This is a genomic window from Coleofasciculus sp. E1-EBD-02 (genome assembly GCF_040218245.1).
In the GTDB taxonomy this organism is placed as follows: Bacteria; Cyanobacteriota; Cyanobacteriia; order Cyanobacteriales; family Coleofasciculaceae; genus Coleofasciculus.
In genome coordinates, this window is sequence record NZ_JAVJQN010000192.1 from 1 (window position 1) to 15,838 (window position 15,838).

At 47.3% G+C, this 15,838-nt stretch carries 13 protein-coding genes and 1 pseudogene; 10 read left to right on the forward strand and 4 right to left on the reverse strand.

Going from position 1 to position 15,838, the window contains the following annotated elements; genetic code table 11:
• Window positions 1-461 precede the first annotated feature (461 nt).
• Complete coding sequence (locus RIC07_RS29605; protein ID WP_446397638.1) at window positions 462-1,370, reverse strand: ATP adenylyltransferase family protein; 909 nt, start codon at window positions 1,368-1,370, stop codon at window positions 462-464.
• Between the two features lie 146 nt (window positions 1,371-1,516).
• On the reverse strand, window positions 1,517-2,167 hold the full coding sequence (locus RIC07_RS29610) for a Uma2 family endonuclease (RefSeq protein WP_446397639.1): 651 nt from the start codon (window positions 2,165-2,167) through the stop codon (window positions 1,517-1,519).
• A gap of 150 nt (window positions 2,168-2,317) precedes the next feature.
• Between RIC07_RS29610 and RIC07_RS29615 the strand changes: the two genes are divergently transcribed.
• Window positions 2,318-3,805: a pentapeptide repeat-containing protein gene (locus RIC07_RS29615; RefSeq protein ID WP_446397640.1), complete on the forward strand. Its 1,488-nt coding sequence runs from the start codon at window positions 2,318-2,320 to the stop codon at window positions 3,803-3,805.
• 219 nt (window positions 3,806-4,024) lie between these two features.
• Entirely contained in the window at window positions 4,025-4,468 is a 444-nt protein-coding gene (locus RIC07_RS29620; RefSeq protein ID WP_446381897.1) for a retroviral-like aspartic protease family protein, read from the forward strand.
• Window positions 4,469-4,470: 2 nt separating this feature from the next.
• On the opposite strand, the pseudogene RIC07_RS29625 reads toward RIC07_RS29620, so the two are convergent.
• A pseudogene (locus RIC07_RS29625) lies at window positions 4,471-4,635 on the reverse strand (HepT-like ribonuclease domain-containing protein); the annotation flags it as partial.
• Window positions 4,625-4,915 carry a nucleotidyltransferase family protein gene (locus tag RIC07_RS29630; RefSeq protein ID WP_446397681.1) on the reverse strand — a complete coding sequence of 97 codons (291 nt, stop codon included), beginning with the start codon at window positions 4,913-4,915 and terminating at the stop codon, window positions 4,625-4,627. The pseudogene RIC07_RS29625 and the gene RIC07_RS29630, both read right to left, overlap by 11 nt.
• A 373-nt stretch (window positions 4,916-5,288) precedes the next feature.
• Between RIC07_RS29630 and RIC07_RS29635 the strand changes: the two genes are divergently transcribed.
• The 8 genes from RIC07_RS29635 to RIC07_RS29670 all read left to right on the forward strand — a co-directional run bounded on the left by RIC07_RS29635 (window position 5,289) and on the right by RIC07_RS29670 (window position 15,743).
• Window positions 5,289-5,960 carry a thiamine phosphate synthase gene (locus RIC07_RS29635; protein WP_446397641.1) on the forward strand — a complete coding sequence of 224 codons (672 nt, stop codon included), beginning with the start codon at window positions 5,289-5,291 and terminating at the stop codon, window positions 5,958-5,960.
• A 126-nt stretch (window positions 5,961-6,086) separates the two neighbouring features.
• On the forward strand, window positions 6,087-6,878 hold the full coding sequence (locus tag RIC07_RS29640) for a dienelactone hydrolase family protein (RefSeq protein ID WP_446397642.1): 792 nt from the start codon (window positions 6,087-6,089) through the stop codon (window positions 6,876-6,878).
• A 213-nt stretch (window positions 6,879-7,091) separates the two neighbouring features.
• Complete coding sequence (locus RIC07_RS29645; RefSeq protein ID WP_446397643.1) at window positions 7,092-7,745, forward strand: S-layer homology domain-containing protein; 654 nt, start codon at window positions 7,092-7,094, stop codon at window positions 7,743-7,745.
• A 234-nt stretch (window positions 7,746-7,979) separates the two neighbouring features.
• Window positions 7,980-8,627, forward strand: coding sequence for a hypothetical protein (locus RIC07_RS29650; protein WP_446397644.1), 648 nt, complete (start codon window positions 7,980-7,982; stop codon window positions 8,625-8,627).
• A gap of 419 nt (window positions 8,628-9,046) precedes the next feature.
• The gene (locus RIC07_RS29655) at window positions 9,047-9,772 is read left to right on the forward strand and encodes a toll/interleukin-1 receptor domain-containing protein (RefSeq protein WP_446397645.1); all 726 of its coding nucleotides are present in this window, start codon (window positions 9,047-9,049) and stop codon (window positions 9,770-9,772) included.
• 771 nt (window positions 9,773-10,543) lie between these two features.
• On the forward strand, window positions 10,544-10,666 hold the full coding sequence (locus RIC07_RS29660) for a hypothetical protein (RefSeq protein WP_446397646.1): 123 nt from the start codon (window positions 10,544-10,546) through the stop codon (window positions 10,664-10,666).
• 261 nt (window positions 10,667-10,927) lie between these two features.
• Complete coding sequence (locus RIC07_RS29665) at window positions 10,928-15,214, forward strand: AAA family ATPase (protein WP_446397682.1); 4,287 nt, start codon at window positions 10,928-10,930, stop codon at window positions 15,212-15,214.
• Window positions 15,215-15,245: 31 nt separating this feature from the next.
• Window positions 15,246-15,743: a hypothetical protein gene (locus RIC07_RS29670; RefSeq protein WP_446397647.1), complete on the forward strand. Its 498-nt coding sequence runs from the start codon at window positions 15,246-15,248 to the stop codon at window positions 15,741-15,743.
• Window positions 15,744-15,838 lie beyond the last annotated feature (95 nt).

The following is a 15,838-nucleotide window of genomic DNA, read 5'->3' on the forward strand; positions in this document are numbered from 1 at the left end:
GCTACGTCAGCGGGTTTACCGATACCAAAAAGACCAAAAAGGTTTCAGTTTGTGACTACACCTGGAAACGTATTGGGCAGTTTTCTCCTAGTAAAGTTGAGTTAATCAGGAGGAATAACGGCTTATGTGTGGCTTAGGCAAGAATTGGATGCCTCCATTCTTCCGGCATCCCGCTATCCCTCCTCACCCTGCTAGCGCTGAGGGTGAGGACTCCCGCGAATATGTTGAGATCCCAGACATGCCATGGCGCGTCTGGAACAACAGTTCGGAAAGTCCTAATCGATGTGTCTACTGCTATAACTCTTGAACCCGTTTCAACGGGTTTCAGCTTTTAGCCCCAACTTTAGTTGAGGGCTTAAGCTGTCTTACCCGCCCCTTGAGCCGACTTGAATTTACCCACACCCCATACCCCACACCCTACACCCTGTCTCCTTTTTAGCTGTATTGTCACCCCTTGAGCTCTAATTCGATACATGTTTGAGGATAGTCAGAGAACCGGCGTCTTTGAGACTCTGCATTTGCTGGGAATTGCGAACCAGCAGCGCCCCCGCAAAGCCAAGTGAATTTATTGAAATCGACTCAAACTCTTCTTGCGATCGCGGCACAAGCAGCATCCATTCTCGTGTGGCTAGCAGGTTGTAGGGGGCGGATTGTTTGATTCCCTGGTTGGGCATACCTACGGCATCTAAAAGCTTGTGATAAGCGTCCAGAGTGGCTTTTGCGGCAACGTCTGGCGAGTCTATCCAACTGGGATCGAATCGCGTTAGGGCATGAACAAAGGGAAAGCTGGGTATTGTACCTATTGAACCCTGAAAATTAGCCGATGCGATCGCGGGTTCGATGGGTAGCTTGGATGTCTCCGGTGTTAGGGGTAAAGGGACAAGCTGTAAATGTTTGTGTCGCTGACTCGCACCCGCTATTTTGCCGCCGTTATAGAAGGCTAAACCATCAATTTCCGCTAAACCTGCCCACATTGCCTGAAAATCGGATAACGTCAGCCAATTATCTTGGTCTTCATACTCGCGGGTGACGATCAGGAGGTGATAATCAACCACGTTGAACTTATTTAACAGACACAGGTGAGTATCGGAAATATCCGCCACGAATAAATCCTCCTCGTAGGGGAGAAAGGGGTTAAAGTCAGCTTTTTTCTTCTTTTGCTGCTTCTTGTCCTTAGCTTTGCGATCCAGGTTAGAGGCTATCCGCACCAGAAAGCGAATTCCATCCTGTTCGACGAACTCACACTCAGTTGCGATGGGTTGCAGTGCGCCGCATTGGAGAGCGTGTTCGGTTGTCTCTAGAACCTTTAACCATAATGTACCCGGTTTTAGGGTTCGTGTTGTCTGTTCCGTGGGTTTTTCTTCGGGCATAGTCAATTGTGGTATCCGCCGTATGCGAATCTAATCTAGACGATCTGATAGAATTTTGCCCAGAACTAAGAACAGTTTGTAGTCAGCACTGTCTTCGCTTCTGGCACGCTTCGTGCCTACTACGAACCTAGATTAAGTCGGGAATTTTAGAGTTGAGAGTTGAGATTTCGGATTAGCTTGCGAAAGGTTCGTAAGGCAGGACTTCTACCGATCGCACTACTTTGGGCGAGAACCTCTGCTACGAGGTCTAAAATCGGTAGTCCTGGAAATGTAGGACTGATTGAAACTGACTGATATTGTCCTGATTGTAAGGTGTAAATCTTGAGTTCGCCGCGATCGCACAGCCAAAGTTCGGGAACTCCTAAGCTAATGTAACCCTCCATCTGAGTTTTCGAGGTAACATCCACTTCAATAGCCAGATCGGGCGGTGGATCAACCGATAAATCGATGCGATCTTTACCCACCATGACTTGATGATTTTGAATGTAGAAGCATTCATCCGGTTCAATGCCATAACCCATTTCTTGACATTTGAAGGTGGTTGAACCAAAGCATTCGCAGTCTATTTCTAATTCTTCTAATATAATTTTGACTAGATCACCAATAATCGATTTTTCTCGCTCATATTTGGGTAATGGTATCCGGATTTCTAATGTTTTCTGGCTGTAGGCAATTCGAGCGGTGCGTTTTTCACCCAGCTCGTTCAAGATTTGTTCAAATTCTGACCAATCGACATCATGGATCAACAATCGTTGACCGGGGGGTACGTCGAGTTGTCGGAGTTGGAGCGTGACCATGATGCAAAATCTAAACCTCTATCTTCTAGTGTAAGGAGTCGGGGGTCGATTATTTGAGCAACCGTCAAGAAAATACCCAAGTATTTCTGCCGTGATGCTTAGGGAGCGATCGCGCTTATAATTCAGATCATGGGGAAGCAGTACGGACTAATGATTAACTATCCAAATTTTGACCAATACGGCTATCACGTTCTTCAAGAATTAGGATGCAACCGCGAAGCAGGGCGCATTACTTACTTGGCAAAAGCCTTCAATCCAGACCAAAGGGTTGTAATCAAAGAGTTCCGCTTTGCCTTGGCGGATGCCAGTTGGTCAGGCTATAAAGCCTATCAACGGGAGATTGAAGTTTTGCAACAACTGGATCATCCCCGTATTCCTCGTTATTTAGATTCCTTTGAAACACCACAAGGCTTTTGCCTTGTGCAGGAGTATAAAAATGCCCCATCGTTAGCCGAACGACGTAGCTTTACTCCCGAACAGATTCAGCAAATAGCGGTGTCAGTCTTAGAAATTTTAGTTGACTTACAAAGGCGGGTTCCGCCAATTATCCATCGGGATATCAAACCCGAAAATATATTAGTGGACAAGCATTTGAATGCTTATTTGGTAGATTTTGGCTTTGCCCGAATTCGGAGTAAGGAAATGGCACTCAGTAGCGTAGCGGCTGGGACTCTGGGATTTATGCCACCGGAGGAACAGTTTGGTCGTCCCCTGACGGAGGCTTCTGACCTTTATAGTTTAGGAGTAACGTTAATTTGCTTACTTACAGGCACGCGATCGCTCAATATCGGTAATTTAATTGATGATAACTATCGGTTTGATATCAAGAAATTAGTTCCCAAACTCAATCCTAGCTTTATCGCCTGGTTGGAGAAGATGGTAGCACCGAATGTGAAACAGCGCTTTAAGAATGCAGAGGTTGCGTTGGAGGCGCTTAAGTCAAAACGGTGGGTTGGTAAGGCTAATCGCGTCGAGAGTTTAGTCGGTGTCATTAAAGGGAAAACGCTAACGTATGTTGTGGGGTTAACCACCTTGGGTATTGTCGCCTGGGTGGGAACAACTGTTATCACTCCTCAGCCAGAGAAGCAGTTGCTGGAGTCTCAGCCCGAAAGACAGTTGCTGGAGTCTCAACCAGAGAAGCAGTTGCTAGAAAGAAACAGATGTCTAGGATGTAATCTGCAGGGTGCTGACTTAGAGTATGCTAACCTGACGGGTGCTGGACTTGGGAATGCCAACCTCAAAAATGCCAATTTGAAGAGCGCTGGACTTGGGCATGCCAACCTTAAAGATACCAACCTGGAGGGTGCTAACTTGGCGAGTGCTAACTTGGAGTATACCAATCTCAAAGATGCCAACTTGGAGGGGGCTAACTTAGCGGGTGCTAATTTGATAAACACCTCTTTAGAGGGAGCCAACCTCAAAAATGCCAATTTGATGGGTACCAACCTCCAGTATGCAATCCTGTGGGATGCTGACCTAAAGGGTGCTGATCTGACTAATGCTAACCTGACAGTTGCCCACTTAGGAAATGCTGATCTGGAGTATGCCAACTTGCTGGATGCTAACCTCAAAGGTGCTAACCTCAAAGGTGCCAATCTCAAAGGTGCGATTATGCCTGATGGAACCCAACATCCATAGATGAGATGTGTGTCGCAAGAAGGGTAATTTAGAAGCAAGTGTTTTGGCTGTTTTGTCAACATTTTGAGACACAAAACTTGTGTATTTCTCCTATCGTTTCATTCCTCTAAGATGTAACGCCGACATGGCTGTGCGATCGCAGTAGCATTTCTGTTGATGCCAGATGCTGTAATACAACCTGGAATTGCACTAAAAAAAAGGACAACATCAATTATAATTATGCAACCTACGACTAATAACTTAATGGGAAAAGTTAAAACGACCCTAGTGATCACTAATCGTATTGATCAAGCCAATGCCGAAGATGGTCTGATTCCTGCTGAGCGAGTGCGGTCTATCACCTTAACTAACGTTTTAGTCGATACAGGAGCCACAACCTTGTGTCTGCCTAAATCTATCATCAATCAGTTAGGATTAAAACTCCTTAAAGAAGTCGATGTCGCCACAGCTACAGGAATTGGCAAAGCGAGAATCTTTCAAGATGCCAAAATCTCTCTGTGTGGACGGGAGGGAACGTTTGAATGTTTGGAACTTCCAGGAGGCAGTGATCCCTTACTAGGCGTTATTCCACTGGAAGCATTGGGAATTGAACTGGATTTAAAAAATCAAACCTTAAAACTCTTACCCATTAGCCCCACTGAAACTTATTTTACTATCCTTTAATTGTTTCTAGCTGCCTCACCAATAATACCAAAGTCGTAGAGAACAGCTTTAATAATTGTTCTGTTTGCCATGAAATCTTCAACTTCCATTCCCTCTGTCCGTTGTAAAATTTCGGCAATGGATTGCAGAATATCTTGAATGCGTAGCTGCCAATCTCTAGAAGGCACGGATGACATCCTTTAGTACAGGTTCCCGCAAATGTTCCCTTAACGCCTTCTGGGTACCCATGTCTACAGAACACCCCAAAATATCTTCTAAATAAAGTCGCACGGCTATGAATTCAAATAGTCCCACTAGTCGATTAAACTCTACCAAGAAGTCTACATCACTATCTGGACGAGCTTCATCCCGTGCTACTGAACCAAATAACTCCAGGGACTTTACGCCCATCTCCTGTAACTGTTCTCGGTGTGCCGCAATAATTGCGATTACTTCATCCCTTTTCATCATGGATTTAAGTCAAATGGCACGGACTCATACCATTATACCAAATCCATCTAAATACCTAACCTTAAATAACTAAATAGACATCTCTGGACTATAAACATCTCGTTTCAAAGGATTAGTTATATAGCAACCGCCATAGCGGTTAGGACACATCATTTAGTAGAGACGTTCCGGCGGAACGTCTCTACAACAGTTCGGAACTTTAAAGCTAAAGTAAGCTAAAACTTACTAGGGTGACTCTTTGAACCCGTTTTAACGGGTTTTAGCTTTTAGCCCGTAGACGCGGAGCGGCTTCTCTTCGAGTACTTTAGTTCAGGGCGTTAGTTCAGGGCGTTATTTCAGAGCTTATTCAGCAACATATTCTCCAAAAAAAATGCCAATAAACAATAATTTATCTGCCCTACCCTTCGACCTTTTACTCATTACTGACAAAACCGCTTGTAATCGGGCGGATCGAACTGTTGAACAAACTCTAACAACTATCCTCAATAACATTAATTCTCAGCGTGTCGCTATACTTATACGCGACAAAAAAGCGACAATTTCTGAAATTGCTACAACAATTAGTAACCTAAAGCCGTTAACTGATGCGACAGGTGTCTTGTTGCTCGTACACAGCTATCCTCAATTAGCATTAGAATACAATCTAGCGGGAGTTCATCTATCATCAACGACAGCTATTGCACCTGTACGTCAACAACTTCCACCTGAGATGCTTATAGGAGTCTCGCGTCATGGAACCGACGCACTCGATCACAATGATATTGGTTTGGCTGACTATGCTACGATTAGTCCAGTGTACTCCCCTCTGTCAAAACCAGGGGATCGGCGCAACACATTAGGTTTACAGGGGTTGAGAGATAGCGTTAGGCGCAGTTACCGCCCGTTAGTCGCCCTCGGTGGAATTGAGCCAGGGCGAGTGAGTGACGCGATCGCACAAGGGGCAAAAGCCGTTGCTGTCATTGGTGCGGTGATGGGGGCAGAAAATCCTGCTAGTGTGGTTCAATTATTACTCGATGAGGATGCTCATCGGGCGGCAAAATAAAGAGTTAGAGGATTGACTTTGTACAGACATTCCGCCGCAACGTATCTACGGAGTTGAACCACTAACTGCTAGTTCCGAATCCTATTCAGATGATATATCCTAACTAAGTAACTCACCCTAACGGCTATGAAACCTCTACTCGCCTCGCTGATCATCACTCCCCTATTTACTCTCTTGAGTTCAGCCATTGCTCTAGCTGAAGTCCGCACTCAAGTGATTGAATACCAACAGGGTGATACTATACTCCAAGGCTTTCTGGCTTACGATGACGAGATTCAGGGAAAGCGCCCTGGTGTGATGGTAGTTCACGCTTGGAAAGGATTGGGAGATTACGAGAAACAACGGGCAAAACAGCTTGCTGAATTGGGTTATGTGGCATTTGCCGCTGATATTTATGGTAAGGGAATTCGACCCAAAACCAATGAAGAAGCCAGAGAACAAGCGACGATTTATCGGTCAAATCGCCAATTAATGCGCGATCGCGCCCAGGCTGGATTACAAGTGTTGCAACAATATCCGTTGACGGATGGAAATCAAGTTGCCGCGATCGGCTATTGTTTTGGAGGCGGTACAGTATTGGAATTAGCCCGCAGTGGTGCGCCAGTAGCTGGGGTTGTTAGTTTCCATGGCAATTTAGATACACCCAATCCCGCAGATGCTCAAGCGATTAAAGGTAGAGTTTTGGTGTTGCATGGTGCAGCCGATCCTTTAGTTCCTGACGAGCAAGTTGATGCGTTTAAACGGGAAATGAATTATGCCAATGTAGACTGGCAAATGGTTATGTATGGTAATGCTGTTCATAGCTTTAGTGATCCGAATGCGGGGAATGAGCCTTCAACGGGAGTGGCTTACAATGAGAAGGCAGATAAGCGCTCTTGGGCGGCAATGAATCGGTTTTTTGCTGAATTATTTCGTTAGATTTGTCTTATGTCTTATGTCTTATGTCATTTGAACTGCTGGATATGATATCGCCGATCAAGATAACCTGACTGGATGAGAACATCCGCGATCGGTGCGTTTGTAGTAAGCGCTTTAGCGCTTATATTAATCGGGTTGAAACTCGCTCGTTGCTGGTAACGTCAATGCTTCTGGAAACCATTGGCGTTTATCAAAGGATTGGTATTTTACACTATGCGTCGCATTTTTGGCATCCTACCTCTGGTATTTTTACTGCAAAGTCTTCCCGTTGTTGCCCAAGAGTCAACAACCCTTGACCCCGTTGAACAGGTTATCGCGGCGGGATGGATGAATCGCGATCGCGAGGGGGATTTTCAGGCACAAAGAATCCTCAATCGGGCTGAATTAGCATCGATTTTAGTCAAAACCTTTGACTTAGAAAAACGAGTCGCCCAACCCGACAAACCTATTGCTGTTCTCGATGTACCTACCTCTCACTGGGCATATCGCGATATTCAATTAGTCTTGCAAAATAACGTGATGACGGGTTATCGTCAGGGACGATTTTTTCCAAATCAACGGGTTACTCGCGCTGAAGCATTCTCTATTTTAGCTCAAGCCTATGGCGTGTTTCAGTTTCCAGAGGATACGGTGGCTGAACTGCTTTCGCGCTATCCCGATGCTGATCAAATACCAACTTGGGCAAGAAAGTCAATTGCCACGGCTTTGTATGAGGGGTTTGTTAATATCGATCCCTTGACTAATTCTATTGATCCTCTCGCACCCATGACTCGTGGAGATATGGCTTATGCGTTGAGTAAATATCTGGAACGACAAGAAACCACTGCGCCGATTCCTTGGACGATTGAGGAACCTGCGCCTATGTAACAAAACGTCGCGGAAACACCTTTTGACCCAATGATTTGAGTATAGGGCGATCCGAGCCTATTGAACAGAGTCCAGTTGTTCATTTTGGTAAGCGGGTCGCCCCTCCATTCCTTTATGATGGGAAAGATCCGGTTTGGTTGCAGGAATACCCTGAACCCTGAACCATGAACAATGTACAATCTCTGTTATTGCTCAGCTATTTTTGAACTTAATTTAAGGAGAAAGAGTTATCCCATGGATTCTCAACCCTCTAATGATAGAAACACTCATTTAGTTTCAGCCGTGGTTGATGCGACGCTCAACCAAGATCAACCCCGTCTTAATAAACTCCTGAAAACAGCGCTCTATGACATTCCTACCGAACAACCGGAATCATTGCGAGCGCAAGTTGCCAGAAATTTCTTGATTCAAGTGGCTCAACGGTTAGAGGAATCCCTAGGGGCAAAGCATCATATTCTGGCTTGGTTTATGGTATATGTTGGCTTGGGAAACATACTACCAGAAGCAATTCAAGCGACGCAAATGGTTCTCAATGAGGGATTAAAACCGTTTGCCGATTTCTTTGTGGATCGTCAGGGGATTCATTTCTATAATCATGGCGATAAGGCGGACAATATTAATAAAATTCCGCCTCGCCTCTCTGAGTTTACCCAGATGACGGTGCGGATTTCTCAGGACGAAGTTCAGCAGGTTATGGGGAAATTCAGTTTATCGGAGGAGAAAGCCCGACAAGTGGTCTTAAATTTAAAAATATTGGAGCAAAAAATGAATGTACAGTTTCAACAATTATTGACGGTTTTAGATTCTAATCAAGCGTTGCTGAATCAGGTGATGACATTGGATTTAAGTAAACCCGATAATCCCAATCGTTTTGGTATGTAACAATGAGGCAGAAGGCTCTAGGGCAGAATGGGTAGGGGCACGGCATTGCCATGCCCTACCAGTATAGACAAACCTTTAGTTGAGACGTAGTTGAGACGTAGGGTGGGCAAGAATTATAAACATTGAAAACCTTATATTATCGTTTGTTGCTCTTGCCCACCACAGGGTAAGCTGTTCGACATTTAAACCTTAATGTCAATAATGGCGAAATCCTTATCCGTAGTGCGAGCATCTTGCTCGCTACTAAGCCCAAACCAAGTCCGCCTACGCGGACTCAATTCAGCCTGCGGAGGCAGGCTTTGTTTGTGTAGCAGCGATTTCAATCGCCTCCTCTTGCATGGGGTAATAAAGACTGGCTGGATGGTGTGTAAATCCTCAAGAGGAGTTTATAATAATTCCAATATTAATAATCTGAAATAATGAAAGCGTTTATTAGCCATAGCAGTATCGACAAACCCTTTGTTGAGCGTCTGGCAACTGATTTACGCACCCGCGAAGGGATTGATGCTTGGTTGGATAAATGGGAGATTCTCCCCGGTGATAGAATACCCGATAAACTTGAAGACGGATTAGCCAATGCAGGTATTCTGGTTCTGGTTCTCTCCCCCGATAGTGTCAACTCCCAGTGGGTGAGTTATGAGAAAGACGCATGGCTAATGGCACAAGTTGAGGAGGAAAAACAGGCGAAAATTGAGTCACGGACTCCCAGCCGCCGCCTAATAACGGTTCTCTACAAAGACTGCGAAAAGCCCTTTTTTCTCCAATCTTTTCTCCACGTTAGTATTAATGACGATAACTATGAGCAGGGATTTCAACAACTCATCCGAGGGATGCGGCGAGAGTCAGGAAAGCCGCCGCTTAAGGGTGAGACGACGCCTGCACCTGTTCCGGCTTCACCCCCAGCCCAAGTTTCATCCGGTGTTGCACCGAGAATCCTGGCGTTTCAACTGCTCAAATGCCTGCTTCCGGCTCAGTTTGATGAGGTGATTTTCTACTATGAGGTGGATGAGTCTCAACTGCCAATGAATGTGGCACAGGTGCAAAAAGCCAAGGAAATTATCAAATTGGCGAGTCAAAGAGACGGCGAGTCGCTGTCTGGATTGCTAGACTCGATTTATCAAGCGGCTCCACATTTGAAGAGGTAAGCTGTCATGCATTTAAATTGGGTATTAGTAGCGAACAAGATGCAAAGCCTGCGGCATGGCTTCGCTTAACGCACTACAAGGATTTCGTCATTATTGACATGAAGGTTTAAATGCCGAACAGCTTAGGATGATGTCATGTCCGGTTGAATACTTAGGACTTACTAATAGTCTCTATCTGTAGGGTGTGTTAGCGTAGCATAACGCACCATTTCAACGATAGATAGATGGTGTAGCTGCGTAAGTCCTAATACTTACAGTTGGATAGTGCTGTCTAAGGTGAATGGTACGACACAGCTAAAATTGTGGAATAGATTTGACCGTGAAATTGGGCGCACGTCGGTGCGCCCCTACGGTTTCCGGGCTAATGGTTAATTCATCAATTAAGGTGTGTCACGCCAGTAGTGGACTGACCCAGCTAAAATAGGACTTTGTTTGTAGTGAGAACTTTAGTTCTCTAACGCCTAGCTGTAGAGGGCTAAAGCCCTCACTACGTACCCAATCTATTGCACCATTTTAGCTGGGTCACGCCAGTAGTGCGAGCATCTTGCTCGCTACTCATTCCCAATTGCTCGCTACCCATTCCCAATTTAAATGCATGACATGATAGAACGCCCAAAATGACAGGATAGAACACCCAGAATGACATGATAAAACACTCAGCATGACATGATAGAACACCCAGAATGACAGCTTAGAACACTCAGAATGACATGATAAAACACTCAGCATGACATGATAGAAGGTAAGTTGGTATCAGGTGGATAGGGTTGAATGGATGGTCGAGGCGAACTACTACAGCGTCTGAAAAGGCTGAATCCGGCTCAATTTGAGGAAGTGCTGTTCCGGGTGGGAATTGACCCGGCGATTATTCCTAGTGCAAGAAGGCAGAAATAACTGAACAGCTAATATCTCCCCCAGCTTCCCCAGCTCCCCCAGCTCCCCCAGCTCCTCCACACCTACAAAGCTGCTCACATATTTCCGCCGCGCTGCACTAGCCCGTTTGCTGAACAATCGCTGCGAGCTATCCGAGTTATTCAACGGCTGGAGCAAGAGTCAGAGGGAGTTGAACGCCTCAATCAAATCCTGGCTGAATCGGCTATTTCGATTATTGGTGAGCAATATATCGGCTACGAGATAGAAGCTCAAGTTAAGGGAATTGTTCATGAGTATCTCCAGCAGCCCTTTGAAGGGCGGGAGGAGGAGCAGCGTCTGCTTGATGAGTTTGTGCAGCACAATTCTAGGGGGGTGCTGTTAGTAACCAGTGCGGCGGGTTTTGGTAAATCGGCTCTGTTGTCTCATTGGCAACAAACTCAGCAGGAGGATTGTTTCATTGCCTATCACTGCTTTAGTTATCGTTACCAGAAGACGCGCTCGGTGTCTGAAGCCTATCGCCATCTGCTCAAACAACTGTATCTGTATCACAACATCAGGAATGGGCAGTTTCCTAATGATCCAAATCGGATGCGGGATATCCTGGTGGGGATGCTGGAGAAACCTGTCTCGCCAGAGGGTAAGCGTCTGGTGATTGTGTTGGATGGGTTGGATGAGGCGTCAGAAACGTTGGAGCCGTTTTTTACCAGGCTTCCGGATGGCGTGTTTGTGATTGCGTCAGCACGCGCCGAGTCAGAGGATGAGCCGGAATACCTGCGGAATTGGACAGATAATGCTCAGAGATTGTATCTGAAGCGGCTACGCCGTGAGGCAATTCCCAAGTGGCTAGGGCAAATCAGCGAGTTAGTGAGGTATAGCCAGAATCAGGATTTTGTTAAACGGCTGGATGAGATAACTGGGGGATTCCCGCTTTACCTGCGTTATCTGATTGATGAGTTGAGACAGGCGGCAAAAAAGGGTCAGGATGTACAGGCGGTACTCCGGAATAGTCCCGGTGGGTTCAAAGCTTATGTGAAAGAACAGTTTCGCCAACTTGCCCAAGTTGAGGAGATTAAGCGACAACGGGAAGTGCGGGAGTTGTTTGCGTTGCTGTCAGTGGCGTTGGGAGCGTTATCCGAGGATGATATTGAAGAGTTGACTGATTTGAATGCCTGGGATTTAGCCGATTTACCCTGGCAGGCGACACGGTGGTTTAGTATTCAAACGGGTTGTTATAGTTCTGACTTTTCACGCCATCCAGAAAAATCGATATCAAACCTAACCCCCCAGCCCCCTTCCCTTTTAGATCCCCCTCCCGTCCCCCTTCAAAAGGGGGAAGCCAGCGGATGCTTCGCTTTTTGTTCAATGGGGGAGAATTCAAAGCCTTCTCAAAAGCAGGAGAGAGGTTTGGAGAGAGGTTTTCCAGATTCCGTCAAAAGTAAGAATTACAGTTTTGCTCACCCCTTACTCGCCCAGGAGTTTAAAGGGGCGCTGGGGCGTCAGGCGTCTTTGGCGGAAGCTAAGTTAATCGACTATTGTGCCAAATGGCAGGAACTGGAGCGTTCCGATTATGGATTACGATATTATGCCGAACACTTGGGATTGGCAAAGCGGTGGCAGGAATTGTATGAATTGGCTCGTAATCAGGAATTTGTCACGGCTCAACGGCAGCATTTACCAGAACAGCCGGATTTGCCTCTAAAGACAGTGCAGATAGCGTTGTCGGGTGCAGCCGAAACCGATGATGCAGGTGGGATGGCAGAGTTTCTGCTGGTACACGCAGAGCGAGTGATGCAAATCGCCCAAGAGTCACCTCTGGATATATTGCGATTAGGCAGTATCGATGGAGCCTTGGCATTGGCGGAAAAGTTTGATCCGGAACGCTGTGTTCTGTGGTATCTGCTGCTGGCTTGGGAGTTGGCAAAAGATGCCAGCCAGGATGGGGAGAAAATAGAACAAGCGCGGGATATATTGGAGCGATTGCAGCAGAAGAATTTGCCCCGTTTGTCAGAATCTTGGATGAAGGATTGTGCTGTTTACTGGCTGACGCATCTATTGACAGCGACAAAAAGGACGTTTACAGCGCTGTCAAGGCGAATTTTAGATGATGAGAGTCTCGAAAATCTGTGCCAGAACCTGGTCGAAGCGAGTGACTTCACCGCCGCCATCGACACCGCTCAGCAAATTGAGTCTTCCGACAACCGGGCATGGGCGCTGGTTGAGATTGCCAAAGCCCAGCCAACAGCAGAAAACTGCACCGCCGCCATCGACACCGCACAGCAAATTAAGGATTCTGACTACCGAACAAAGGCGCTGCTTGAGATTGCCCAAGCCCAGGCACAGGCAGAAGACTGCACCGCCGCCATCGACACCGCACAGCAAATTGGGGATTCCGACAAACGGGCAAGGGCGCTGGTTGAGATTGCTAAAGCACAGCCAACAGCAGAAAACTTCACCGCCGCCATCGACACCGCACAGCAAATTAAGCGTTCCTACGACCGGGCATTGGCGCTGATTGAGATTGCTAAAGCACAGCCAACAGCAGAAAACTTCACCACCGCCATCGACACCGCTCAGCAAATTAAGCGTTCCTACGACCGGGCATTGGCGCTGGTTGAGATTGCCAAAGCACAGGCACAGGCAGAAAACTTCACCGCCGCCATCCACACCGCACAGCAAATTAAGGATTTCTACAAACGGGCAGAGGTACTGGTTGAGATTGCCAAAGCACAGGCACAGGCAGAAAACTTCACCGCCGCCATCCACACCGCACAGCAAATTTGGGATTCCTACTTCCGGGCAGATGCGCTGATTGAGATTGCCAAAGCCCAGCCAACAGCAGAAAACTTCACCGCCGCCATTCACACCGCTCAGCAAATTGAGTATTCCGACGAGCGGGCAGAGGTGCTGGTTGAGATTGCTAAAGCACAGCCAACAGCAGAAAACTTCACCGCCGCCATCCACACCGCTCAGCAAATTGAGTCTTCCGACGAGCGGGCAGAGGTGCTGGTTGAGATTGCCAAAGCACAGCCAACAGCAGAAAACTTCACCGCCGCCATCGACACCGCACAGCAAATTAAGGATTCCGACAAACGGGAATTGGCGCTGATTGAGATTGCTAAAGCCCAGCCAACAGCAGAAAACTTCACCGCCGCCATCGACACCGCTCAGCAAATTGAGTCTTCCTACAAACGGGCAAAGGCGCTGGTTGACATTGCCAAAGCACAGGCACAGGCAGAAAACTTTACCGCCGCCATCCACACCGCTCTGCAAATTGAGTCTTCCTGGTTACGGGCAAGGATGCTGGTTGCGATTGCCAAAGCACAGGCACAGGCAGAAAACTTCACCGCCGCCATCCACACCGCTCTGCAAATTGAGTATTCCGACGAGCGGGCAGAGGTGCTGGTTGAGATTGCTAAAGCCCAGCCAACAGCAGAAAACTTCACCGCCGCCATCCACACCGCTAAAGACATTGAGTATTCCGACGACCGGGCAGAGGCGCTGGTTGAGATTGCTAAAGCCCAGCCAACAGCAGAAAACTTCACCGCCGCCATCCACACCGCACAGCAAATTAAGGATTCCTGGTTACGGGCAAGGATGCTGGTTGCGATTGCCAAAGCACAGGCACAGGCAGAAAACTTCACCGCCGCCATCCACACCGCACAGCAAATTTGGGATTCCTCCGACCGGGCAGAGGTGCTGGTTGCGATTGCCAAAGTTCAGGCACAGGCAGAAAACTTCACCGCCGCCATCCACACCGCTCTGCAAATTGAGTCTTCCTACAAACGGGCAAAGGCGCTGGTTGAGATTGCCAAAGCCCAGGCACAGGCAGAAAACTTTACCGCCGCCATCCACACCGCTAAAGACATTGAGTCTTCTCAACTCCGGGCAAAGGCGCTGGTTGAGATTGCTAAAGCCCAGCCAACAGCAGAAAACTTCACCGCCGCCATCCACACCGCTCAGCAAATTGAGGATTCCTACGACCGGGCAGATGCGCTGGTTGAGATTGCCACAGCACAGGCACAGGCAGAAAACTTCACCGCCGCCATCCACACCGCTAAAGACATTGAGTCTTCTAAACTCCGGGCAAAGGCGCTGGTTGAGATTGCCACAGCACAGGCACAGGCAGAAAACTTCACCGCCGCCATCCACACCGCTAAAGACATTGAGTCTTCTAGACTCCGGGCAAGGGCGCTGGTTGAGATTGCCACAGCACAGCCAACAGCAGAAAACTTCACCGCCACCATCCACACTGCACAGCAAATTGAGGATTCCAACTACCGGGAATTGGCGCTGTGTGAAATTGCCAAAGCACAGGTAGAAGCCAAATGTATTGAACAGGCACTCTTAACCGCCGAGAAAATTCTCATTAACCGCAATAAAGACCTTCCCAATATCGCGGCTACCTTTGTCAAAACAGGCGATAAAGAAAACTTCAAGCGTCTGTTAATTCCCTGTGCCTACTACCTAGATGCTGCCTATCAAATGTGTGGACATCTCGCCAAACTATATCCAAATCAATTATCAGATATCGGCAAAATTGTCAAGACATTTACCTTGAGTTCAACCTAGACTCTAGTGAATTCATCAACAAACCAAACTTATGCCCAAACAAGACCCCGCCAAATTAAAAAAAGTCTCTGTCAGCCTCCCATTTGGCATCGGCGGTGCGGAATGGGAAGCCGATGAAACCGAACGCAAAGCCGCTTGGTCACTCTACGTTGAACTCGTCACTCGCATCACGGTACAATCCCTAGAAGCTGACCAAGGACTGCTGCGAGAAGCGCTCAATTCACTCTATAGTATGTTTGCGATTACCCGGCAAATCCTCAGAGACGCGGGTCCCGATGTTGGCATATCTTCTAAATCCGTTGGCGGAATTGCGATTGCGGTTCTTAATCAAGGATTGCGCCCATTTCTATCAAAATGGCATCCGTTATTACAAACCTGGGAAGCCCAGAAACCTGCCACAACGAGTCCTAAACAGCATGAGAAAAATTGGTCGTTAGAACCTCAGATGCATGAGGAGTTGTTAATACTGGGAAAGGAGTTACAGCAATATGCTGAGGCGTTGGCGGCGATTGTGGGAGTGGAGGGATGAGGGAGCTGGGGTCGTAGAGATGTTCCGGTGGAACGTCTGGAAGATGAATGTCAAGTAACCCCATTTTGCCACGGCGATTAAAATCGCTGCTACAC

What these genes read in the sequence shown, in the direction of transcription:
- RIC07_RS29630 (WP_446397681.1), bottom strand. Translation starts at nt 4,915, where the DNA reads ATGAAAAGGGATGAAGTAATCGCAATTATTGCGGCACACCGAGAACAG.
- RIC07_RS29610 (WP_446397639.1), bottom strand. Translation starts at nt 2,167, where the DNA reads ATGGTCACGCTCCAACTCCGACAACTCGACGTACCCCCCGGTCAACGA.
- RIC07_RS29615 (WP_446397640.1), top strand. Translation starts at nt 2,318, where the DNA reads ATGATTAACTATCCAAATTTTGACCAATACGGCTATCACGTTCTTCAA.
- RIC07_RS29640 (WP_446397642.1), top strand. Translation starts at nt 6,087, where the DNA reads ATGAAACCTCTACTCGCCTCGCTGATCATCACTCCCCTATTTACTCTC.
- RIC07_RS29650 (WP_446397644.1), top strand. Translation starts at nt 7,980, where the DNA reads ATGGATTCTCAACCCTCTAATGATAGAAACACTCATTTAGTTTCAGCC.
- RIC07_RS29655 (WP_446397645.1), top strand. Translation starts at nt 9,047, where the DNA reads ATGAAAGCGTTTATTAGCCATAGCAGTATCGACAAACCCTTTGTTGAG.
- RIC07_RS29620 (WP_446381897.1), top strand. Translation starts at nt 4,025, where the DNA reads ATGCAACCTACGACTAATAACTTAATGGGAAAAGTTAAAACGACCCTA.
- RIC07_RS29605 (WP_446397638.1), bottom strand. Translation starts at nt 1,370, where the DNA reads ATGCCCGAAGAAAAACCCACGGAACAGACAACACGAACCCTAAAACCG.
- RIC07_RS29645 (WP_446397643.1), top strand. Translation starts at nt 7,092, where the DNA reads ATGCGTCGCATTTTTGGCATCCTACCTCTGGTATTTTTACTGCAAAGT.
- RIC07_RS29660 (WP_446397646.1), top strand. Translation starts at nt 10,544, where the DNA reads ATGGATGGTCGAGGCGAACTACTACAGCGTCTGAAAAGGCTGAATCCG.
- RIC07_RS29635 (WP_446397641.1), top strand. Translation starts at nt 5,289, where the DNA reads ATGCCAATAAACAATAATTTATCTGCCCTACCCTTCGACCTTTTACTC.
- RIC07_RS29670 (WP_446397647.1), top strand. Translation starts at nt 15,246, where the DNA reads ATGCCCAAACAAGACCCCGCCAAATTAAAAAAAGTCTCTGTCAGCCTC.